The organism is uncultured Friedmanniella sp. (assembly GCF_964244005.1).
GTDB lineage: Bacteria > Actinomycetota > Actinomycetes > Propionibacteriales > Propionibacteriaceae > Microlunatus.
The window spans coordinates 213,818-234,240 of sequence record NZ_CAXTHG010000001.1 but is presented as its reverse complement, the minus strand read 5'-3'; the positions used below and the strand labels follow the sequence as shown (position 1 = coordinate 234,240).

The 20,423-nt window shown below is 69.8% G+C and carries 23 protein-coding genes; 19 read left to right on the top strand and 4 right to left on the bottom strand.

The annotated features are described in order from the left end of the window. The first annotated feature begins 48 nt into the window (after nt 1–48). From secY to ACFE76_RS01100, 4 genes are all read left to right on the top strand, one after another. Entirely contained in the window at nt 49–1,356 is a 1,308-nt protein-coding gene (secY, locus tag ACFE76_RS01115) for a preprotein translocase subunit SecY (protein WP_375429887.1), read from the top strand. Next, nucleotides 1,356–1,946: an adenylate kinase gene (locus tag ACFE76_RS01110; RefSeq protein ID WP_375429886.1), complete on the top strand. Its 591-nt coding sequence runs from the start codon at nt 1,356–1,358 to the stop codon at nt 1,944–1,946. The genes secY and ACFE76_RS01110 overlap by 1 nt, the downstream gene beginning before the upstream one ends. Nucleotides 1,947–1,975: 29 nt before the next feature. After that, a complete protein-coding gene (gene map, locus ACFE76_RS01105; RefSeq protein ID WP_375429885.1) occupies nt 1,976–2,815 on the top strand; it encodes a type I methionyl aminopeptidase in 840 nt (279 codons plus the stop codon). 210 nt (nt 2,816–3,025) lie between these two features. Next, nucleotides 3,026–5,122: a prolyl oligopeptidase family protein gene (locus tag ACFE76_RS01100; protein WP_375429884.1), complete on the top strand. Its 2,097-nt coding sequence runs from the start codon at nt 3,026–3,028 to the stop codon at nt 5,120–5,122. A 55-nt stretch (nt 5,123–5,177) separates the two neighbouring features. On the opposite strand, the gene mgrA is transcribed toward ACFE76_RS01100, so the two are convergent. Both mgrA and ACFE76_RS01090 read right to left on the bottom strand, forming a co-directional pair. Next, nucleotides 5,178–6,215, bottom strand: a complete 1,038-nt coding sequence (gene mgrA / locus ACFE76_RS01095; protein WP_375429883.1) for an L-glyceraldehyde 3-phosphate reductase — start codon at nt 6,213–6,215, stop codon at nt 5,178–5,180. A gap of 38 nt (nt 6,216–6,253) precedes the next feature. Next, a complete protein-coding gene (locus ACFE76_RS01090) occupies nt 6,254–6,622 on the bottom strand; it encodes a hypothetical protein (RefSeq protein ID WP_375429882.1) in 369 nt (122 codons plus the stop codon). 29 nt (nt 6,623–6,651) lie between these two features. Here ACFE76_RS01090 and ACFE76_RS01085 point away from each other — a divergent pair, with 29 nt between their 5' ends. The 11 genes from ACFE76_RS01085 (at nt 6,652) to ACFE76_RS01035 (ending at nt 14,479) form a co-directional block, all read left to right on the top strand. Then, on the top strand, nt 6,652–7,644 hold the full coding sequence (locus ACFE76_RS01085) for a sigma-70 family RNA polymerase sigma factor (protein WP_375429881.1): 993 nt from the start codon (nt 6,652–6,654) through the stop codon (nt 7,642–7,644). A gap of 67 nt (nt 7,645–7,711) precedes the next feature. Next, nucleotides 7,712–8,032 carry a DUF1707 domain-containing protein gene (locus tag ACFE76_RS01080; RefSeq protein ID WP_375429880.1) on the top strand — a complete coding sequence of 107 codons (321 nt, stop codon included), beginning with the start codon at nt 7,712–7,714 and terminating at the stop codon, nt 8,030–8,032. 109 nt (nt 8,033–8,141) lie between these two features. Further along, nucleotides 8,142–9,020: a GTP-binding protein LepA gene (locus tag ACFE76_RS01075; protein WP_375429879.1), complete on the top strand. Its 879-nt coding sequence runs from the start codon at nt 8,142–8,144 to the stop codon at nt 9,018–9,020. Between the two features lie 190 nt (nt 9,021–9,210). Continuing rightward, complete coding sequence (infA, locus tag ACFE76_RS01070) at nt 9,211–9,432, top strand: translation initiation factor IF-1 (RefSeq protein WP_091075514.1); 222 nt, start codon at nt 9,211–9,213, stop codon at nt 9,430–9,432. A 170-nt stretch (nt 9,433–9,602) separates the two neighbouring features. Next, complete coding sequence (rpmJ, locus tag ACFE76_RS01065) at nt 9,603–9,716, top strand: 50S ribosomal protein L36 (protein WP_013862061.1); 114 nt, start codon at nt 9,603–9,605, stop codon at nt 9,714–9,716. Nucleotides 9,717–9,967: 251 nt separating this feature from the next. Next, nucleotides 9,968–10,342 carry a 30S ribosomal protein S13 gene (gene rpsM / locus ACFE76_RS01060; RefSeq protein WP_375429878.1) on the top strand — a complete coding sequence of 125 codons (375 nt, stop codon included), beginning with the start codon at nt 9,968–9,970 and terminating at the stop codon, nt 10,340–10,342. Next, the gene (gene rpsK, locus ACFE76_RS01055; protein WP_375429877.1) at nt 10,342–10,746 is read left to right on the top strand and encodes a 30S ribosomal protein S11; all 405 of its coding nucleotides are present in this window, start codon (nt 10,342–10,344) and stop codon (nt 10,744–10,746) included. Before rpsM ends, rpsK begins: the two co-directional genes overlap by 1 nt. A gap of 29 nt (nt 10,747–10,775) precedes the next feature. Further along, nucleotides 10,776–11,381, top strand: coding sequence for a 30S ribosomal protein S4 (gene rpsD, locus ACFE76_RS01050; protein ID WP_375429876.1), 606 nt, complete (start codon nt 10,776–10,778; stop codon nt 11,379–11,381). A gap of 235 nt (nt 11,382–11,616) precedes the next feature. Next, nucleotides 11,617–12,639 carry a DNA-directed RNA polymerase subunit alpha gene (locus ACFE76_RS01045; RefSeq protein WP_375429875.1) on the top strand — a complete coding sequence of 341 codons (1,023 nt, stop codon included), beginning with the start codon at nt 11,617–11,619 and terminating at the stop codon, nt 12,637–12,639. Between the two features lie 143 nt (nt 12,640–12,782). Further along, nucleotides 12,783–13,448, top strand: a complete 666-nt coding sequence (gene rplQ, locus ACFE76_RS01040) for a 50S ribosomal protein L17 (RefSeq protein WP_375429874.1) — start codon at nt 12,783–12,785, stop codon at nt 13,446–13,448. Nucleotides 13,449–13,603: 155 nt separating this feature from the next. Next, nucleotides 13,604–14,479 carry an FkbM family methyltransferase gene (locus tag ACFE76_RS01035; RefSeq protein WP_375429873.1) on the top strand — a complete coding sequence of 292 codons (876 nt, stop codon included), beginning with the start codon at nt 13,604–13,606 and terminating at the stop codon, nt 14,477–14,479. On the opposite strand, the gene ACFE76_RS01030 is transcribed toward ACFE76_RS01035, so the two are convergent. Together ACFE76_RS01030 and ACFE76_RS01025 are read right to left on the bottom strand one after the other, a co-directional pair. Then, nucleotides 14,449–15,699 (bottom strand): glycosyltransferase family 4 protein, encoded by a 1,251-nt coding sequence (locus ACFE76_RS01030; protein ID WP_375429872.1) that lies wholly within the window; start codon nt 15,697–15,699, stop codon nt 14,449–14,451. The two genes, ACFE76_RS01035 and ACFE76_RS01030, sit on opposite strands and share 31 nt — an antisense overlap. 162 nt (nt 15,700–15,861) lie before the next feature. Then, nucleotides 15,862–16,821 carry a glycosyltransferase gene (locus tag ACFE76_RS01025; protein WP_375429871.1) on the bottom strand — a complete coding sequence of 320 codons (960 nt, stop codon included), beginning with the start codon at nt 16,819–16,821 and terminating at the stop codon, nt 15,862–15,864. Nucleotides 16,822–16,972: 151 nt separating this feature from the next. Between ACFE76_RS01025 and ACFE76_RS01020 the strand changes: the two genes are divergently transcribed. The 4 genes from ACFE76_RS01020 to ACFE76_RS01005 all read left to right on the top strand — a co-directional run bounded on the left by ACFE76_RS01020 (nt 16,973) and on the right by ACFE76_RS01005 (nt 20,422). Beyond that, nucleotides 16,973–17,713 carry an SDR family NAD(P)-dependent oxidoreductase gene (locus ACFE76_RS01020; protein WP_375429870.1) on the top strand — a complete coding sequence of 247 codons (741 nt, stop codon included), beginning with the start codon at nt 16,973–16,975 and terminating at the stop codon, nt 17,711–17,713. Nucleotides 17,714–17,860: 147 nt separating this feature from the next. Continuing rightward, the gene (locus ACFE76_RS01015) at nt 17,861–19,264 is read left to right on the top strand and encodes a lipopolysaccharide biosynthesis protein (RefSeq protein WP_375429869.1); all 1,404 of its coding nucleotides are present in this window, start codon (nt 17,861–17,863) and stop codon (nt 19,262–19,264) included. Nucleotides 19,265–19,600: 336 nt separating this feature from the next. After that, nucleotides 19,601–20,005 carry a hypothetical protein gene (locus ACFE76_RS01010; RefSeq protein WP_375429868.1) on the top strand — a complete coding sequence of 135 codons (405 nt, stop codon included), beginning with the start codon at nt 19,601–19,603 and terminating at the stop codon, nt 20,003–20,005. Between the two features lie 27 nt (nt 20,006–20,032). After that, nucleotides 20,033–20,422 carry a hypothetical protein gene (locus ACFE76_RS01005; protein WP_375429867.1) on the top strand — a complete coding sequence of 130 codons (390 nt, stop codon included), beginning with the start codon at nt 20,033–20,035 and terminating at the stop codon, nt 20,420–20,422. Nucleotide 20,423: the final 1 nt, after the last annotated feature.

Sequence of the window (20,423 nt, the reverse complement as noted above, 5' to 3'; positions counted from 1 at the left end):
CTCAGGTCGGCATCACCAGGGACGCACGAGAAGAAAGGGAGGGCCCGAGTGCTCACCGCATTCGCCAACGCATTCCGGACCCCGGACCTGAGGAAGAAGATCTTCTTCACCCTCGCGATCCTGGCCTTGTTCCGGCTGGGCTCCATCATCCCGACGCCGAACGTGAACGTCGGCCAGGTCAACTTCTGCCTCAAGCAGGCCCAGAGCGGCCAGCAGCAGGGTCTGTACTCCCTGATCAACCTGTTCTCGGGCGGCGCGCTGCTGCAGCTGGCGATCTTCGCGCTCGGGATCATGCCCTACATCACCTCGAGCATCATCCTGCAGCTCCTGACGGTGGTGATCCCGCGGCTGGAGGCGCTCAAGAAGGAGGGTCAGGCCGGCCAGACCAAGATCACCCAGTACACCCGCTACCTGACCCTGGTGCTCGCCGTCTTGAACTCGACGGCCTTCGTCACCGTGGCCGTCAACGACCGTCTCTTCAGCGGCTGCACCGGCCTGGTCTACGACAAGAGCATCTTCCCGGTCATCACGATGATCCTGACCATGACCGCCGGCACCAGCGTGATCATGTGGCTCGGTGAGCTGATCACCGAGCGCGGCGTCGGCAACGGCATGTCGGTGATGATCTTCACCCAGGTCGCCGCCACCTTCCCGAGCGCCCTCTGGGGCCTCAAGGTCGCCCGTCCCGGCTCGCAGGGCTGGGTCATCTTCCTGCTCGTCGTGGCTCTCGGCCTGGTCGTGATGGCCGGCGTCATCTTCGTCGAGCAGTCCCAACGGCGGGTGCCGGTGCAGTACGCCAAGCGGATGGTCGGCAGCCGGATGCTCGGCGGCTCGACCACCTACATCCCGATCAAGGTCAACCAGGCCGGCGTCATCCCGGTCATCTTCGCCTCGTCGCTGCTCTACCTGCCGGCGCTCTACGCCCAGTTCCGGCCCGACTCCAAGGTCTCGTCCTGGATCTCGGCCAACTTCGTCCGCGGCGACCATCCGCTCTACATGGTCACGTTCTTCCTGCTGATCGTCTTCTTCGCTTACTTCTACGTCGCCATCACGTTCAACCCGAACGAGGTCGCCGACAACATGAAGAAGTACGGCGGCTTCATCCCGGGCATCCGGGCCGGCAAGCCGACCGAGGACTACCTGGCGTTCGTGCTGTCCCGGCTCACCTTCCCGGGCTCGCTCTACCTGGGCCTGATCGCCCTGCTGCCCTCGGTGGCCTTCATCTTCTTGGACGCCAACCAGAACTTCCCCTTCGGCGGCACCTCGATCCTCATCATCGTCGGCGTCGGACTCGATACGGTCAAGCAGATCGAGAGCCAGCTGCAGCAACGCAACTACGAAGGGTTTCTCCGCTGATGCGCCTTCTGATCATGGGTCCCCCGGGGGCAGGCAAGGGGACCCAGGCCGTTCAGATCGCGGCCCACTACACCATCCCGGCCATCTCCACCGGCGACATCTTCCGTGCCATGCGCACCGCGGACGGCCCGTTGGCCCAGCAGGTCCGCGAGATCATGGCCTCCGGCGGCTACATCAGCGACGAGATCACCAACGAGATCGTGGCCGAGCGGCTGGCGCAGCCCGACTGCGAGCCGGGCTTCCTCCTCGACGGGTACCCGCGCACGCTGGCCCAGGTCGAGACGCTGGACACCTTCCTCACCGGGCGGGGCCAGCACCTGGACGCGGTCATCTCGTTGCTCGCCGACGAGGACGAGGTCGTCCTACGACTGCTGAAGCGGGCCGAGAGCCAGGGCCGGGCTGACGACAAGGAAGAAACCATCCGGGTCCGGCAGCAGGTCTACGCCGACCAGACCGCGCCGCTGCTCAAGCTGTACGCCGACCGCGGACTGCTGATCGAGGTCGACGGTCTCGGTCCGGTCGAGGACGTGTCCACCCGCTTGTTCGAAGCCCTCGACGGGTTCGGCCACCAGCCCTCAGTGACGGTCTGACCCCCGTCGTGTCCGGGACGCCGCGGGGCGTGGAGCTCAAGACTCCGGACCAGCTGCGGCAGATGCGTCGGGCCGGTCTGGTCGTGCACGCGGCCATCGCCGCCACGCTGGCCCAGGTTCGGCCAGGCGTCAGCACCCGCGAGCTGGACGCCGTCGCGGCCGACACCATCCGGACCGCCGGGGCCACGCCGTCCTTCCTCGGGTACGGGGCGGTCGAGGGCATCGGCGGGTTCCAGGGCGTGACCTGCCTGTCGGTGAACGAGGAGGTCGTGCACGGCGTGCCGGGCGACCGGGTCCTCGCCGTGGGTGACCTGCTCTCGATCGACTGCGGCGCCGTGGTCGAGGGCTGGCACGGGGACTCCGCGGTCACCGTCGCGGTCGGCGCGGTGGCCGACGACCTCGCCGCGCTGAGTGAGGCGACCCGGCGGGCCATGTGGCAGGGGATCGGCGCCGCCCAGCTGGGCGGCAACGTGGCCGACATCTCCGCCGCCGTCGAGCGGTCCGTCCACGCCGAGCCGGCCTCGTACGGGATCGTCGAGGAGTACGTGGGTCACGGCATCGGGTCGGCGATGCACCAGCCGCCCGACGTCCCCAACCTGGTCACGCGCCGTTTCGGCCGGCCCAGCCGGGGCCCGACGATCGTCGAGGGACTCGCGCTCGCGATCGAGCCGATGCTCACCCTGGGCGATCCGGACAACCACGTGCTGGACGACGACTGGACCGTGGTGACCGACGACGGCCGACCCGCGGCACACTGGGAGCACACCATCACCGTCACCGCACGCGGGCTGTGGGTGCTGACGGCCGACGACGGCGGCGAGGCGGCGTTGGCCGAGCTCGGCATTCCGTTCGGGCCGCTGGCCGACTGATGACGGTCCGCGAGCTTGTCGGGGGTCCTCCCGCGCCCCGAGCTTGTCGAGGGCCCCGCAGGGGTTGCGATGGCTCGCTAGCGAAAAGTTGACGCAACCTCTTCGAGGCCTTCGACAAGCTCAGGGCGCGTGTGGCTGAGCTCGGCACCGTCGGCATCCGACGACGGAGCAGTTGAATGATGTTGTTGCACCCCCTGAGAGGTGAAAGCCATGGATCTGCCCGCTACCCGTCGGGGTGACGTCGTCGAGGTCCTGCACGGGGTGACCGTGCCCGACCCGTACCGCTGGCTCGAGGACCCGGACGCAGCCGAGACCGTTGACTGGGTGGCCCGGCAGAACGCCGCCACCGAGGCGCACCTCGCCGGTCTGCCGGAACGGTCCTGGTTCAGCGAGACGATGCGGTCCGTGCTCGCCCGACCCCGGGCCGGGACGCCGCGCCGCCGGTCGGGCCGCTATCTGGTCAGCCGCAACGACGGACAGCAGAACCAGGACGTCTGGTACGTCGCGGACAGCCTCGAGGAGCTGCTCGCCGGCGGGCGGGTGCTGGTCGACCCGAACACTTTCTCTACCGACGGCACCAGCGCCCTCACCGAGATGACGGTCAGCAGCGACGGTCGCCGGGTCGCGTACGGGATCAGCGAGGGCGGCAGCGACTGGCACACGTTCACCCTCCTCGACCTGGCCAGCGGCGAGCCGGTCCTCGACGGGTCGGTCCAGACCAAGTTCTCCGCGGCCCTGTGGCTGCCCGACGGCGCGTCGTACGCCTACACCGCGTTCGCGCACGAGGGACACGCTGAGGGCACCCAGACCTCCGCGCTCGGCGGCGGCCAGCTGCGGATCCACCGCGTCGGCGGCCCGGCCGACGCCGACGAGCTGGTGCTGGCCTTCCCCGAGGACGACCGGCTGTTCCTCTGGGCCGAGGTGAGCGACGACGAGCGGTGGCTGCTGGTCAGTATCGCCGAGGGCACCGAGAACCAGAACCGGCTCTGGGCCTACCCGATCGAGACGGTCGACGGCCGCAGCGGCCTCGGCGACGTGGTCAAGGTCGTCGAGGAGCCGGTGGCGGAGTTCACCCCGGTGCGCTCGACCGGGGACACCCTTTACCTGGTGACCGACCTGGACGCCGAGCGCAGCCGGGTGGTCAGCGTCGACCTCGCCACGGTGGGCCGGGGCCGGCCGGTGCGCTTCGTGGAGGTGCTGGCCGAGTCGGAGCACACGCTGGAACGGGTCACCGCCGCCGGCGCGGGCTTCGTCGCCGTCCACCTCGTCGACGCCGCGCCCCGGCTCACTCGCTACGGCCTGGACGGCACCCCGCTCGGCGCGCTGGACCTCGCCGGCGGGGCGGTCGTCGCGCTCGAGGGTCACCCGGACGACGACGAGCTCTTCGTCGGACTGTCGTCGGCGGTCTCACCGACCCAGTCCTTCCGGGTCGACGTGGCGACCGGTGAGGTGGCTCCGCTGCCGGGGCTGGTGCCCGCGTCCGAGCAGGCGTTCGTCCCGCCGGAGATCGTGGTGGAACGCCGCCGGGCGCCCAGCGCCGACGGGACCCCCGTGCCGTACTTCATGATCCGTGCGGCGGACACCGACCTGTCGTCGCCGCGGCCGACGCTGCTCTGGGGCTACGGCGGTTTCAAGATCCCGGTGCTGGCCGAGTACCGCCCGGGGTGGGCGGCCTGGCTCGCGGCCGGCGGCGTGCTGGCGATCGCCAACCTGCGTGGCGGCGGGGAGTACGGCACCGACTGGTACGACGCCGGTCGGCTGAACGCCAAGCAGCACGTCTTCGACGACTTCATCGCCGTGGCCGAGCAGCTGAAGGACACCGATGTGACCACGACCGAGCAGCTCGCCCTGCACGGTCGCAGCAACGGCGGACTGCTCGTCGGCGCCGTGCTCACCCAGCGACCGGATCTGGCGGCGGTGGCGCTACCGGCGGTCGGGGTGCTGGACATGCTGCGCTTCCATCTCTTCACCGTCGGGGCGGCGTGGATCTCCGACTACGGCGACCCGCGCGATCCCGACCAGTTCGCCGTGGCGCTGGCCTACTCACCGCTGCACCACGTCCGCCCCGGCACGTCCTACCCGGCGACCCTGGTGCTGACCGGTGACCACGACGACCGGGTCGTACCGCTGCACAGCCACAAGTTCACCGCCACCCTGCAGGCCGCCCAGACCGGCCCCGCGCCGGTGCTGACCCGGATCGAGACCGCCACCGGCCACGGCCCGGGCAAGCCGGTCGCTCTCCAGGCCGCCGAGTGGGCTGACCTGCTCGCCTTCGCCGCCCACCACACCGGCCTCACCGTCCCGTGAACCCGGGGCACACACCCGTTGTCCTCGCGGACAACGGGGGTCTGACCCGTCGGGGTCAGGCGGTGGTGGAGTCCCGGGCGTCGGCCCAGAGGTCGATGCCGGACTCGACGGCGTGCTCGTCGATCGCGGCGAGCTCGTCGGTGGTGAAGTCGAGCCGCTGGACGGCGGCGACGTTGTCCTCGAGCTGGGCGACGCTGCTGGCGCCGATCAGGGTCGAGGTGATCCGGGCGTCCCGCAGCACCCAGGCCAGCGCGAGCTGGGCCAGCGTCTGACCGCGGCTCTGGGCGATCTCGTTCAGGGCCCGGACCCGGGCCAGGTTCGCGTCGCTGATCTGGTCGGTCGACAGGGACTTGCCCTGGGCCGCCCGGGAGTCGGCCGGCACCCCGTTCAGGTAGCGGTTGGTCAGCAGTCCCTGGGCCAGGGCGGTGAAGGCGATGCAGCCGACACCCTCGGTCTCGAGCACCTCGAGCAGGCCGCCCTCGATCCAGCGGTTGAACATCGAGTACGACGGCTGGTGGATCAGCATCGGCGTGCCGAGGTCGCGCAGGATGGCGGCGGCCTGGGCCGTGTGCTCGGGGGAGTAGGACGACACCCCGACGTAGAGGGCCTTGCCCGCGCGGACGGCCGCGTCGAGCGCGCCCATCGTCTCCTCGAGCGGCGTCTCGGGGTCGGGCCGGTGGTGGTAGAAGATGTCGACGTAGTCCAGCTGGAGCCGCTGCAGCGACTGGTCGAGGCTGGCCGTCAGGTACTTGCGCGAGCCGTGGTCGCCGTAGGGGCCGGGCCACATGTCCCAGCCGGCCTTGGACGAGATGACCAGCTCGTCGCGGTAGGGCCGGAAGTCGGCGGCGAGGATGCCGCCGGCGTTGACCTCGGCGGCCCCGTACGGCGGACCGTAGTTGTTGGCGAGGTCGAAGTGCGTGACGCCCAGGTCGAACGCGCGGCGCATCACCGCGCGCTGGGTCTCCAGCGGCTTGTCGTCCCCGAAGTTGTGCCAGAAGCCCAGCGACACCGCGGGGAGCTTCAGGCCGCTGCGGCCGCAGCGGCGGTAGGGCTGGACGTCGTAGCGGTTGTCGTCAGCAACATAGGAAGGCATGGGCGCCACGTTACCGACCGACTCGGGATCTGGGTCGGTCAGGCGCCTTGGCCCATGGAGAGGACCTCTCGGACGTGCCCGTCGGGGTCGGTGATGCTGTGGCCGTCCATCGGGCCCATCTCCATCTTGTCCAGCCACGGCTTGCCGCCGGACCGCAGCGCGCGGGCGACCGGCCCGGCGAGGACGTCGGCGAACCGGTCACGCTGCAGCGCCAGCACCACGATTGTGTCCGAGATGACGACGCACGCGGCGTTCTCGTCGTTGAGCTGCGGTTTGAGGCTGAGGCCGAGGCCCGGGTAGCAGGCCTTGGTCGCGTCGAGGACGGCGATGGCGGGTCCACCACGACCATGCGGTTCATCGGGGCCTAGGGACCGGTCCGAGGGCGGCTGCTCATCGCCCCTTCTCACCCCCCACGCAGCCGCGGTAGTTTCAGCCCATGTCCCTGGCGACCGACGACGACGTCTTCACGGCTCAGGTGGAGCCGCTACGCGGGGAGCTGACCGCACACTGCTACCGGATGCTCGGGTCGGTGCACGACGCCGAGGACCTGGTGCAGGAGACCTATCTCCGGGCCTGGCGGTCGTTCCACGGCTTCGAGGCGCGCTCCTCGCTGCGCACCTGGATGTACCGGATCGCCACCAACGTCTGCCTCACCGCCCTGGAGAGCAGGCAGCGGCGACCGTTGCCGACCGGGCTCGGCCAGCCGGCCAGCGACCCCGACCACGCGCTCGACTCCCGGCCCGAGACGCCGTGGCTCGAACCGCTGCCGGACCGGGTGGTCTGGGGCCAGCCAAGTGGATCCGGCCGCGCGAACGGCGACCCGGCGGCGACGGTGCTCGACCGCGAGAGCGTCCGGCTGGCCTTCGTCGCCGCTCTGCAGCACCTGACGCCGCCGCAGCGTGCCGTGCTGATCCTGCGCGACGTCCTGGCCTGGCACGCCGACGAGGTCGCCGACCTGCTCGGGATGAGCGTGGGCGCGGCGAACTCCAGCCTGCAGCGCGCCCGAGCCGCGATGGCGCGGCTCGACCCCGAGCAGTCGACCCGGCCCGTGTCGGACGAGCACGCCAAGCAGCTGCTGGCCGACTACGTCGCCGCGTTCGAGGCCTACGACGTCAACCGCATCGTCAGCCTGCTGACCGCTGACGCCGTCTGGGAGATGCCGCCGTTCACTGGCTGGTACGCCGGGGCCGCGGCGATCGGCCGCCTGATCGAGGTCAACTGCCCGGCCGACAGGGCGGGCGACCAGGTGATGGTGCCCGTCTCGGCCAACGGCCAGGCCGCGCTCGCGCTCTACATGCGCGGGCCCGACGGTCGCCACCACGCCTTCCAGATCCAGGTGCCGACCCTGACCGAGCAGGGTGTCAGCCACGTGGTGGCCTTTTTCGAGCTCAGCCTGTTCGAGCGGTTCGGACTGCCTGAGGTCGTGTGAGGGTACCGTGGCGTGGGTGACCAACGAGCTGCCGATTTCGTCTCCCTATCGGAGCACGCCAGGTGAGGTGGTCACCGAGACCGAACGTGACCAGCTCAACGCCCGGCTGAACGCCGCCTACACGTCCGGTTCGCTCGACGCCGACGACTACCAGGCCCGGCTGGACCAGCTGTTCGCCGCCCGGACGCTCGGCGAGCTGGTGCCGGTGGTGAGCGGTCTGCCGGCGCTGCGGACGTACGCCGACCCGGCCCTGGTGGAGAGCACCGGCGGCCAGCCCGGCGAGCTCGCCCCGAGCCGCGACACCAACCGGCTGACGCTGCTGGTGGTCGGTGGGGTCGCACTGGCGGTCGTCGTGCTGGCCGTGCTGCTGCTGGTCCTCGCGGGCTGAGCGCGGACCGCTCGTCACCGACAGCGGTTTGGATTGCCTAACCTAACTGTTAGGAACGACACAAACGCACGGCCGGACGCAGGGGTTACGGTTCCGTAGGATAGGTTCCGTGCCTGGACAGAAGATCACCCCGCGCAAGATCGCTGAGCACGTGCAGCGACTGGGTGAGCTGTACCCGCCCATCGAGCTCGACTCCGTCGACCGCACCGTCATCGACCCGGACCAGGTGGCGGCTCGGTACGGCCACACCATCGACTACCTCGCCCGGGTCGAGCTCGAGGTCGACCGCAACGTCCTCGAGCTGCTGGTCCTGCTGCCGGACGTGGACGAGACCAACAAGACGTTCTACGCCGACGTGTGGGCGCCGCAGGAGATCCAGCACGGACTGATCCTGGACCGGCTGCAGACCGACATCGGCCGGCCGCCCACGGTGCCGCAGCTCGACATCGGCCTCGACATCAAGGTCCTCGGCGCGCTGGCTCACCTCAAGCCGATCCAGGACATCACGCGGATGCTCTACTTCCTGACCGGCGCCAGTACCGAGCGGCAGGCCGTCCTGGCCTACAACAAGCTCTACGCGGGCATGCAGGAGATGGGGGAGACGGCGATCGCCACCACGATCCTGCACCCGATCAAGCAGCAGGAGCCGGGGCACTTCGCCTTCTACCAGATGTCGGCCACCGCGATGATCCAGGACAAGGTGCTCAAGCCCTGGCAGCTGTTCCTGGCCCGGGTGCTGCGCGAGAAGGGCTACTACGTCGCCGGCGGCCAGTCGAAGAAGTACCGCGAGAGCGTCGGCCGGATGGCCACCGACCTCGGCGTCGACCAGGACGTCGAGGCCTACGCCCGCGAGATCGGGCGGGTGGAGAGCCGACTGCTCTGGGCCGGCCGCAAGGGCATGGAGTGCCCGCCCTACATCGTGAAGGCGCTGCGCGAGAGCATCGGCGCCTACCGCGAGCAGGCGGAGCGCCAGGTCCAGCGGGCCTGAGGTCGCTCCGAGCCGGCCTTCCGAGGCCGCTCGTTTGGGGTCCTCGCCCTCCCGGCTTAGCATGGGAGGTCGGTCGGGGAACGCTTCGTGAGAACAGACTCGTGGCGCGCCGTCAGCCCAGTGGTCTGACCGAGGACGAACGAGCGAACCGGCACTGCAGAGCACGGTTCAGAATACAGATTGAGAGTTCATGGCAAAGAAAGAGGGCGCACTCGAGCTGGAGGGCACCGTCGTCGAGGCACTGCCGAACGCGATGTTCCGGGTCGAGCTGGCGAACGGCCACAAGGTGCTGGCCACCATCAGCGGCAAGATGCGTCAGCACTACATCCGCATCCTGCCGGCCGACCGCGTCGTCGTGGAGCTGTCGGCCTACGACCTGACCCGCGGCCGGATCGTCTACCGCCACAAGTGAGCACTCGGCGCCGCCGCACGATTTGAGTCGGTCAGCGCGCGAGCGTACAGTGTCCCCTTGGTCGCCTTCGGGCGGCCTGTCTATCGTGCCTGCGCGTCGGGCACTCCTCGATCCATCCTCTTCCGTGGTCGGCCTCTGGCCTGCGCGGAGCCGAACCAGGAGTGAGCTCCATGAAGGTCCAGCCGAGCGTCAAGCGGATCTGCGACAAGTGCAAGGTCATCCGCCGCCACGGTCGCGTGATGGTCATCTGCGAGAACCCGCGCCACAAGCAGCGTCAGGGCTAGGTCCCTCCCGCGCGCCAGACCCGAGCCCCTTCCGGGCTCACCAGAAGAACCCAACAGTGTGATGACACCTCACCCGGATAGTCCCGGGCGAGTCACCCCCGGTCGGAGGCCGGGGCCCTGGCGGCAGAGCCCAGCTCAGCCGAAGGCAGCCAGGGACGCGTCACGCCAGACACCTCCGCGACGCACCCAGCCCTGACCGGGCTGGAGCCCGGCTCGGGCGCGTCGACGAAATCGAAAGGTAGTTCCGCCTGATGGCACGTCTCATCGGTGTCGACCTCCCGCGCGACAAGCGCCTCGAGGTCGCCCTGACCTACATCTTCGGCGTCGGTCGTACCCGCGCCCTCGAGACCCTGGAAGCCACCCAGATCAGTGGCGACCTCCGCGTCCACCAGCTGAGCGACGAGCACCTCGTCCAGCTCCGTGACTGGATCGAAGCGCACTACCAGACCGAGGGTGACCTCCGTCGCGAGGTGGCCGCCGACATCCGCCGCAAGGTCGAGATCGGCTCCTACCAGGGCCGTCGTCACCGCAGTGGCTTGCCCGTCCGGGGCCAGCGCACCCGTACCAACGCCCGTGGTCGCAAGGGCGCCCGCAAGCCCGTCGCCGGCAAGAAGAAGGCTAAGTAATGGCTACCGCAGGTCGTACCACCCGCACCACCAAGGTGCGCAAGAAGGAAAAGAAGAACGTCGTCTCGGGCCACGCCCACATCAAGAGCACGTTCAACAACACCGTCATCTCGATCACCGACCCCACCGGTGCCGTCATCGCGTGGGCCTCGGCCGGGACGGTCGGCTTCAAGGGCTCGCGCAAGTCCACCCCGTACGCCGCGCAGATGGCCGCTGAGGCCGCCGGTCGTCGGGCCATGGAGCACGGGATGAAGCGGGTCGACGTCTTTGTCAAGGGACCGGGCTCCGGTCGTGAGACCGCCATCCGTTCGCTCGGGGCTGTGGGCCTGGAGGTCGGCGCGATCGCCGACGTCACGCCCATCCCGCACAACGGCTGCCGCCCGCCCAAGCGTCGTCGCGTCTAACCCGCTCAACCACAAAGGACTGACAGAACATGGCTCGCTACACCGGTCCCATGACCAAGAAGTCGCGTCGGCTGGGTGTTGACCTGGTCGGTGGCGACAAGGCGTTCGAACGCCGGCCGTACCCGCCCGGCGTGCACGGCAAGGGGCGCACCAAGGAGTCGGAGTACTCCCTCCAGCTCCGCGAGAAGCAGAAGGCCCGCTTCTCCTACGGCGTGCTCGAGAAGCAGTTCCGTCGTTACTACGAAGAGGCCAACCGGCACGCCGGCAAGACCGGTGACAACCTGCTCCAGATCCTGGAGTCGCGGCTGGACAACGTCGTGTACCGGGCCGGTTTCGCCCGGACCCGTCGCCAGGCCCGCCAGTTCGTCGTGCACGGCCACTTCCTCGTCAACGGCCAGCGGGTCGACATCCCCTCCTACCGGGTCTCCGGGCACGACGTCGTCGACCTCGCCCCGAAGCTGCGCGAGACGACGCCCCACATCGTCAACCGGGAGAACCACGGCGAGCGCGAGGTCCCGGCCTGGCTGCAGGCCCTGCCCGAGCGTGGCCGGATCCTCGTCCACCAGCTCCCCACCCGCGCGCAGATCACGATCGACGTGCAGGAACAGCTGATCGTCGAGCTCTACTCGAAGTAGCACTGCTGGACTCCGTCCCGCAGGAAAGAACGCTGAGAGCGCAAGCGCTCGCGTCTTGTTGGTTCCGTCGAACCAAGCCCCTCCTTCGTCGGGGACGGTTCGACGGTGAGGCTTCGCCTCAACCGGTCGCTGGGTCGAAAGACCCGGCGATCGGGCAAGTCCTCCGGTGTCAGATGCACCGGAGGTGTGTCGGGATCAAATAGCGGGTCCTGACGTCAAGGAAGGAACTTCTCGCATGCTCATCGCTCAGCGCCCCACCCTGTCCGAAGAGGTCGTCAACGACGACCGCTCCCGGTTCGTCATCGAGCCGCTGGAGCCCGGTTTCGGCTACACCCTCGGCAACTCGCTGCGTCGCACGCTGCTCTCCTCGATCCCGGGGGCCGCGATCACCAGCATCAAGGTCGACGGCAACCTGCACGAGTTCTCGACCATCGAGGGCGTCGTCGAGGACGTTACCGAGATCATCTTGAACCTCAAGGCCCTCGTCGTCTCCTCGGAGGAGGACGAGCCGGTCACCATGTACCTGCGCAAGGCCGGTCCTGGCCCGGTCACCGCGGCCGACATCGCGCCGCCCACCGGCGTCGAGGTGCACAACACCGACCTGCACATCGCCACCCTGAACGAGACCGGAAAGCTCGAGATGGAGCTCGTCGTCGAGCGTGGCCGCGGCTACGTCTCCGCCGTCCAGAACAAGATGGCCGACGCCGAGATCGGCCGCATCCCGGTCGACTCGATCTACTCCCCGGTCCTCAAGGTCACCTACAAGGTCGAGGCCACCCGCGTCGAGCAGCGCACCGACTTCGACAAGCTGATCCTGGACGTCGAGACCAAGCAGGCCATCCGCCCCCGTGACGCAGTCGCGTCCGCCGGCCGGACCCTGGTCGAGCTCTTCGGCCTGGCCCGCGAGCTCAACGTCGAGGCCGAGGGCATCGAGATCGGCCCGTCGCCCATCGACGAGCAGCTTGCCGCCGACCTCGCTCTGCCGGTCGAGGACCTCAACCTCACGGTCCGGTCCTACAACTGCCTCAAGCGCGAGGGCATCCACACCGTCTCCGAGCTGGTGTCGCGCAGCGAGCAGGACCTGCTGGACATCCGCAACTTCGGCTCGAAGTCGATCGACGAGGTCAAGCTCAAGCTGCACGAGATGGGTCTGTCCCTCAAGGACAGCGCCCCCGGCTTTGACCCGCTGAGCGCCATCGGCCGCTACGACGAGCTCGAAGAAGAAGACGCCGACTTCAGCGAGACCGAGCAGTACTAGCCCCCCGCGAGGGGGGCGACCCCTTGGACCCCCGCTCTCGGCGGACGGGCCAAGGGTGGGGCCGGGTTCACCGGCCGCCTCGAAGACCGGGGCCGGGCTCGGCCCGACCGACCTGCACATGACCGCATAACGGAGAAGGAAAAATGCCAGCACCTACCAAGGGCGCTCGTCTGGGCGGCAGCCCGGCCCACGAGAAGATCATCTTGGCCAATCTCGCGACCCAGCTGTTCGAGCACGGCCGGATCGTGACCACCGAGGCCAAGGCCAAGCGGTTGCGCCCGCTGGCGGAAAAGCTGATCACCAAGGCCAAGCGGGGCGACATCCACGCCCGCCGCCTGGTGCTCACCACGGTGAAGGACAAGGGCGTCGTGCACACCCTCTTCACCGAGATCGCGCCGAAGATGGCCGAGCGCGAGGGCGGCTACCTACGGATCACCAAGGTAGGCCCGCGCAAGGGTGACAATGCGCCGATGGCGATGATCGAGCTGGTCGAAGAGTCTGTCGCGGACTCCAAGAAGGCCAACAGCACCCCGGTCGCGGCCAAGAAGCGCGCGTCGGCCCAGCCTGTCGCCAGCTCGCCCGTCGCCAGCACCACCCCGGCCGGCGCTCCGGCCGGCGACGCTGCCCCCGACGACGAGGTGCAGTCCACCGGGACCACCGAGGAGACCCCGGCCGAGGGCCTGGTCACCGACACCGAGGAGCTCGACGCGGCGACCGACACCGAGCAGGTGCCGAGCTCCGACGTCGAGACCGAAGAGGCGACGGCCACCCCCGCCGTCGAGCCGGCCGAGGGCGACACCAAGGCCTGAGCCGGCCCCGTACGCGCTGACGGCGCCCACCCTGACGCGGGTGGGCGCCGTTCGTGCGTGCGGGGTGCGGTTTCCGAGCCCGGCTTGCGGAGACGCTATCGTCGCGGGAGTAGATTAGCTGGGCGCCGGGGGGCCCTCGCCAGAAGGAGTCCCCCGTGCCCGAGCTCAGCACCTCGCCCCCTCCGCAGGCGGCCTCCCCAACGACGAGCTTCCGGCGTCGGCTCGTCGACCTGACGTGGCGGTTCGACCCGCGCGTCACCGCCGTCGTCGGGTCGGTGTGGATGACGCTGCGGACCCGGCAACGCTGTCTGCTCCGCTACGAGGAGGGCATCTGGGTCCACCGCTACCGCGATGGCGTGCTCGTTGACGTCAGGCCAGGCAGCATGACCCCCGCCCAGCAGGAGCGCGAGGTACGCGACGTCTTCCTCTTTGACTACGTCCCTCAACCTGGCGACACCGTCGTCGATGTCGGCGCCGGTGTGGGAAGTGAGGTTCGGGTCTTCTCCTCACTCGTCGGTGACCTCGGCAGGGTCGTGTGCGTCGAGGCGGATCCGGTGGCCGCGCGCTGCCTGCGCCGAACGATCGCCGAGAACGACCTGACCAACGTGACCGTCGTGGAGGCAGCGCTCAGCGGCACGTCGGGATCGGTATGGCTTGAGCTGGACGACTCCAGCTACATCAGCAACCGTCTCGGGCGTGACAGCGGGGGGATCGAGGTGTCGAGCCGGACGTTAGGCGACCTCCTCGACAGCCTGGGCAGCGACCCGGTGGCTCTGGTGAAGATGAACATCGAGGGAGCCGAGGGTGAGGTGCTGGACCCCGCGCCCGCCCAGCTGTCCCGAGTGCAGCGGCTCACTGTTTCGTGCCACGACTTCCGCGCCCACGAGCATGGCTGCACCTGGCAGGCCACCTCTGCGGTGGTCACCGCCTCGCTGACGTCGGCGGGGTACACCATGCGCACCCGCCTGGACGACCCGCGCTCGTGGGTGCGCTACTACCTCTACGCGTCGCGCCCGGCATCGGGGGCCTGAGGCTCCGGCGAGCTCGAGGCGGCGCGCGCCTCGGCGGCCGTCCGGAGAAAGGGCGTGATCTCCTGCACCCGGCGTGAGGCGGCGAACCGACCGTCCGCACAGGCCTGGCGCCCTTGCTGGCCGACCTCCTCGGCCCCGGCCGGGTCGTCGACCACCGTGGCCAGTGCCCGCGCGAACGCCGCGGGGTCGTCGGACGGGACGAGGTAGGCGTTGACCCCGTCCTCCAGGTAGTAGTCGACGTCGCCTGTCCGGGTGGCGACGACCGGCCGACCGCTGAGGAGATAGAGCCCGAGCTTGGTCGGAAAACCACCAAGGGCCTGTCGCGAGTCCGGTCTCGGCAGGGTCAGCACGCGGAACCGGGTCAGGGCCTCCGCCAGGGCCGTCGGCGTCAGCCGACCGGGCAGCTCCACCAGGTCAGCGATGCCAAGGGCCTCGGCTCGGTCACGGACGGCCTGCTCGTCCGGTCCGCTGCCGAGCACGGTCAGCTCGACCCTCAGCTCGGGTCGCTCGGCGTGCAGCATCGCCACCGCCGACACGAGGTCCAGGACGCCGTCCTTGGCTTGGCTGATGGTGCCGGCGTAGCCGATCCGCACCACCAGGCCGTCGCCGTCGCCGTCGCCGTCGCCCTCGTCGGCGTCCGCCGGCGGCGGCGACCGGTCTTCGAGGTGGACCATCGGGCCGGTCAGCAGCACGTGTCGGATGCCCACCTCGTCGGCGAACGCGCCCAGCGCGCGGGAGATGACGAGGAGCCCGTCGAGGCGTCGCAGCTCGGCGACCATCCGGCGCCGCTCCACCGCCGCACGCAGGTGACCCGCATCGGTGACCTCGAGGAACTCGGTGAGCTCGTGCACCACCGGAACCCGCAGCCGGTGGCCCGTGCGGCGGCAGACGTGCAGCGTCCACGGCACGCGGTCCACCACCCAGACGGCGTCCAGGTGCGCTTCGTGGTGCAGGCAGGCGAGTGTCGCTCCTAGCCGGGTGCCGACGTCCACGCGCCACCCACCGGGCAACCGTCCGGTTGCCGTCGCGATCGAGACCCAGCGCCAGCGGTCAGCGGCGTCCACTCCCGGTGGTGTTGCGTTCTCCGCCAGAGGCTGGGTGACCAGCACGATGACCACCTCGTGGCCGGCGTCCACCCAGGCCTCGGCGAACGCCAGGATTCGGGTGACCGCTGCGCCGCCGGCCGGGAAGGAGTGACCGCTGACCAGGGCTAACCGCATCAGAGGGTCTTGGAGCAGGAGGTCAACGTTGGAGAGGCCGCTCGAAGGCCCATCGTGGTGGTTCTCCTTCCCTCTGGCCACGCCCCGCCGCGGGTTGGTGTCGCTGAGGCCGCGCTTGATCCTCAGCAGTGGCGACCGTACCTGATAGCGGGGACCTGTGGGTCAGCGACCGCGGCCCACCTCGGTGAGCACCCGGTCCCAGTGGGCGACGAACCGGTCAATGCCGTACCGCTCCAGGGCGGCGGTGCGGGCGACCCGACCGCGGGCCGCTGCCTCGTCGGGGTCGACGAGCAGCCGGGCTGCTGCGCGTCGGAGCTCCTCGATGTCGGTGGATAGTGCGCCGGCATCCGCTGGGACGGCCCGCGAGGCCTCGGTGGTGTCGAGGACGAGCACGGGCATGCCCAGCATCATCGCCTGGATCAGCGAGAGTCCCAGTGAGGTCCAGCGGTTCAGGTGCAGATAGGCGCGGCGGCGGGCGAGGTCGGCATACAGCTCCTCGGGGCTCAGGTTCCCCGCGTAGGTCAGGCGCGGGCACTGGGGCAGGGCAGCCGGCAGCAGGTCGGCGTCGATCCCGAACGCGTCCACCGGGTGCTCGGCGAAGCAAGCCAGCAGGTCGGTTCCGGTGGTGCGCCAGCGGCGGACGGGCTCATTGACCACGAAGCCAAGGTGGGCCAGCTCGCCGGTGTAGCGCGGTCCCGGGTCGGCGACGCCGTGCTCCACGACCACGGCCGGGGTGCTACCGGTGTCCCAGACGAGGGAGTTGAAGTGGGTCACGTGCACCACGGTCAGCTCCGGCCGGTCAGCCAGCGGGTGCCGGCTGCTCGGCACCGCGTCGTGCGGGGTGTTGTGCTCCACAAAGAGCGCCGGGATGTCGACGCCGGGTCGTAGGCCCAGCGCGGCCGCCGCGCCCAGCTCCTCCAGCCGTTGCAGCACCACGACGTCGGGCGGGTCGTCCCGCAGCTCCTCGGGACTCACCACGCGCACGGTGCCGGGACTCGGCCGGTGCAGCCGCGGCGGCCCGCCGCTGAGCGCGGTACCGGCGGGCAGGTAGAGATAGTCGTGGCGGCCGCTGAGCAACGAGTCGCTGTACCCGCCGTGGATGTTCCAGAGGAGGACGCGCACGCAGCAACCGATCAGTCGGGGACATGGCCTGAGCACCGTACCCAAGGCCGGCCGGAGGCCGCCCGGAAGGTCGTCAGACCCGCCGGTAGGGTGGCGCTCCGGTCGCCGATCAGGCGCCGGAACGGGCAGTGCCGTCGTGCGAGGAGTGCAGGTGCCAGCAGTAGCGGGTCGGGTGGCGTTCGTGACCGGCGGGGCGAGCGGGCTGGGCCAGGCGACCTGCCTGGCGCTCGCGGCCGCGGGAGCGCACGTCGTGGCCGCGGACGTGAACAGCGACGGGGCGGCTACGACGGTCGAGCAGGTCACCGCCGCGGGCGGCTCTGCCGCGGCGCGGGTCTTCGACGTGACCGACGCCGACCACCGGGTCGCGGCGATGGCCGAGCTGTTCGCCGCGCACGGCGAGGCCTTCGACATCTTGGTCAACGTGGCCGGTATCGACCGGCCGGGCTACCTCGTCGACGTCGACGAGGCAGCGTATGCGCAGGTCTTCGCGGTGAACTGCCATGGGCCGGTGTTCTTGATGAAGGAGTTCCTGAACGGCTACCTGGGGGTCCGCACCGGCGACCGCGAGGCGGAGATCTTCAACGTCCTCTCGATCTCGGCCGTGACGGTGGGTAGCGGCGCCGTCGCGTACAACAGCTCGAAGGCCGCCTTCACCAAGGCCACCGAGATCTTCCAGACCGAAGTACGCGACTTCTCCCACCCCTGCCGCATCCAGGGGATCATGCCGGCGGCGATGGACACCCCGATGATGGAGCAGTGGCAGATCCCGGCCGAGCGGATGATGGACCCGGCCGACGTGGCGGCGGAGATCCTGCACGCATTGCAGCGGCCCAGCACTGTCCTCGGGCAGAATCTCATCTTCACCCCGCGGCCGGAGAACTTCCCCCGCTGAGCTGATTGACGGCGGGTCCCGGTGCAGCTCCTCCGCTGCGCGCCACGGGCGGACGGAGGTCGGGCCGGTAGGGTGGCGTGCAGCCGGCGTGATCCCTCGTGCCGGTAGCAACTCCGTCGGGCTCGGGGCCGCGGACGAGAGGAAGCTGTGTCCGAGGAGGCAGCCACGCGGACCGGGGAACCGGCTGTTCCGGACGTCTTCGGGAGTCCGAACATGATCGCCGGTACGCGTGACCGCACCCGCCGGCTGGTCGGGGGCATGCTGACGGCGCTCGTCGGCCGGGGCTCGGCCGCGGCGGCCTCCTTCCTCCTGGTGCCCGTCACGATCGGCTATCTCGGCGCGGAGACCTTCGGTCTCTGGATGACGGTTGCCGCCCTGACCAGCATGGTCCTGTGGGCCGACCTCGGCCTCGGCAACACCTTGATGACCAAGCTCGCCGCCGCGGTCGGCCGCGACGACTGGCCGGCCGGCCAACGTCTGGTCTCGAGCACCTACCTGCTGCTCGGCGGGGTCGCGCTCGGCCTTCTGATCGTCCTGTTCGCCGCCGCCCCCCTGGTGCCGTGGGGGGCGGTCTTCGGTACCCAGGACCCGTCCATTGCCCAGCTCGGTAAGCATCTGACCCTGCTGTGCTTCGCGGCCTTCCTAATCAACATCCCGCTCTCGCTGGTGCAGCGGGTGCAGTACGCCAGCGGGCGGATCTCCCAGAGCAACCTGTGGCAGCTGGTCGGCAGCTTGCTGGCGGTCGCGGCGTCGGGGACCACGGTGCTGCTGCACATGGACCCGCTGCTGGTGGTCGCGGTCGCGGTGCTGGGGCCGTTGCTGGCCAACCTCGCCAACTCGGCTTGGTACTACCTGCGCGACGGTCGGCAGGTCCGTCCGCGCCCGTCGGCGGTGTCGCGGCAAACCGCCCGCGACGTGTTGCGCATCGGGCCGCTGTTCCTGGTCATCTCCATCGCCTCCTCGGTCAGCATCAACGTCGACAACCTTCTGGTGACGCACGTGCTCGGGCTCACCGCCGTCACCGAGCTGGCGGTGCCGGTGAAGGTCTTCACGCTGCTGGGGCTGGTGGTCAGCGTGGTCAACCTGCCGCTTTGGCCCTTGAACGCCGAAGCCTTCGCCCAGGGCGACGACGCCTGGGTGCGGCGGATCACCCGACGGATGTCCCTGCTGTCGGTGGCGGCGGTCCTGCTGCCTGCGGCGGTGCTGGTCATGGTCGGCCAGTCGCTGTTGTACGCACTGACTGGGCTCGACCTCGGCGGGGGCCGGTGGCTGTTGGTCGGGCTGGCGCTGTGGTGGACTGTGGTGGCCGCCACCTCTCCGCGCTTCATGGTGCAGAACGCGGCCGGGGTGCTGGCGCCGCAGCTGGTCGGGTGGCTGGGGTTCCTCGCCCTGTCGATGCCCCTCAAGATCTGGGCGCTGCACACCGTCGGGCTGGCCGGGCTGCCGTTCACCGGCGCGGCCCTCTACCTGCTGGTCGTGGTGCCGGCGGCCCACCTGGGCTATCGCAGGGCGCTGCGGCGGGCCAACGAGGCCACGCTGGTCTCAGGTTGACCGTCTACCCGCGCGCAACTTGCTCCTCGTGGGCCTGTGCATCCCTCCTCGCACCACCGCGGCCGGATGACCCGGGCCGGGTTGCCGGCCACCGCGCTGTACGGTGGGGCACTCCTCGTGCACGGCGGAGGCTCCGGTCACCGAACCCCGTCCCGATCACCACGCCGTGCAGGATGGTCGCGGTTGTCGCCCCACCCACACGTCGTCCTCGATCACCACGCCGCGGTCGTCCCCGGGTCACTTCGCGTCCACGGAGACCTCGTCGAGATTGCAGTCGTCGACGTCGCTCCGGTGGTTGCCCCGCGGATGGTGACGCCGGGACCGAACATGACGTGGGTGCCGATCCTGATGGTCGACGCGTTTCTGATCGAGGCGAGAATCCGCACCACCAGCGGGACCTCGACGATCTCCGCGACGAACCGCTGGCGCCACGACGCCGACGGCCGCCTCGTTGCCGAGTCGACCGATGGCGCCTCCGTCCAGCACGTCTACGACGCCGCCGGGCAGATGCTCTCCACCCTCGATGCCGAGGGCCGCGAGACGCGCCACCGCTACGACGGCGCCGGCCGCCGCACAGCGGAGCGTGACTACCGCGGCCAGGCGCGGGAGTTCCTGCTGAACCGGTCAGTGGGGTCAGGTCGCCATCTCCGGCGTGGCTGGCGCCATCCAGGGCGGCGGCGGTGTCGCAAGCAAGGTCGGCGCCAGGGCACCCGCCGCCACCATGAGGCCCGCACTCGGTGACTGGCTTCGTCGGCCATACCGCCCTTGGTGCCGCCGCTCGGCGCCGCTGGCGGCGCTACTGGTCATGGCCTTCACGCGGTCGGCGGCAAGGTTCTCAGTAAGATTCGACCGACCCCAGAGGGCGTCGTGTATCACCGAGTGGACTTGCTGGGGAGCAAGCCGCACGTCGGGCAGGCCAAGAGCATGGACCGATTCGTGGCCAGGCAGGCAGAGCACGCCGCGGACAATCCGAATGCGCTCTTCGAGTTCGACGTCCTCGGTCGTGCCAAGCCGGGCCCCCAGCTCGACCGTCTCGAAGAGTTTCACATTCGCCAGCTCGGCGGCCCCACAAACAAGTCGAACCCGAACGGCTTGCTCGCAAACAAGCGGCACCAGATGAGCGATGCACGATACAAAGCAGCGGGAGGCGATTACTAGA

What these genes read in the sequence shown, in the direction of transcription:
- ACFE76_RS01110 (WP_375429886.1), top strand. Translation starts at nt 1,356, where the DNA reads ATGCGCCTTCTGATCATGGGTCCCCCGGGGGCAGGCAAGGGGACCCAG.
- ACFE76_RS01100 (WP_375429884.1), top strand. Translation starts at nt 3,026, where the DNA reads ATGGATCTGCCCGCTACCCGTCGGGGTGACGTCGTCGAGGTCCTGCAC.
- mgrA (WP_375429883.1), bottom strand. Translation starts at nt 6,215, where the DNA reads ATGCCTTCCTATGTTGCTGACGACAACCGCTACGACGTCCAGCCCTAC.
- ACFE76_RS01085 (WP_375429881.1), top strand. Translation starts at nt 6,652, where the DNA reads ATGTCCCTGGCGACCGACGACGACGTCTTCACGGCTCAGGTGGAGCCG.
- infA (WP_091075514.1), top strand. Translation starts at nt 9,211, where the DNA reads ATGGCAAAGAAAGAGGGCGCACTCGAGCTGGAGGGCACCGTCGTCGAG.
- rpmJ (WP_013862061.1), top strand. Translation starts at nt 9,603, where the DNA reads ATGAAGGTCCAGCCGAGCGTCAAGCGGATCTGCGACAAGTGCAAGGTC.
- rpsM (WP_375429878.1), top strand. Translation starts at nt 9,968, where the DNA reads ATGGCACGTCTCATCGGTGTCGACCTCCCGCGCGACAAGCGCCTCGAG.
- rpsK (WP_375429877.1), top strand. Translation starts at nt 10,342, where the DNA reads ATGGCTACCGCAGGTCGTACCACCCGCACCACCAAGGTGCGCAAGAAG.
- rpsD (WP_375429876.1), top strand. Translation starts at nt 10,776, where the DNA reads ATGGCTCGCTACACCGGTCCCATGACCAAGAAGTCGCGTCGGCTGGGT.
- ACFE76_RS01045 (WP_375429875.1), top strand. Translation starts at nt 11,617, where the DNA reads ATGCTCATCGCTCAGCGCCCCACCCTGTCCGAAGAGGTCGTCAACGAC.
- rplQ (WP_375429874.1), top strand. Translation starts at nt 12,783, where the DNA reads ATGCCAGCACCTACCAAGGGCGCTCGTCTGGGCGGCAGCCCGGCCCAC.
- ACFE76_RS01030 (WP_375429872.1), bottom strand. Translation starts at nt 15,699, where the DNA reads ATGCGGTTAGCCCTGGTCAGCGGTCACTCCTTCCCGGCCGGCGGCGCA.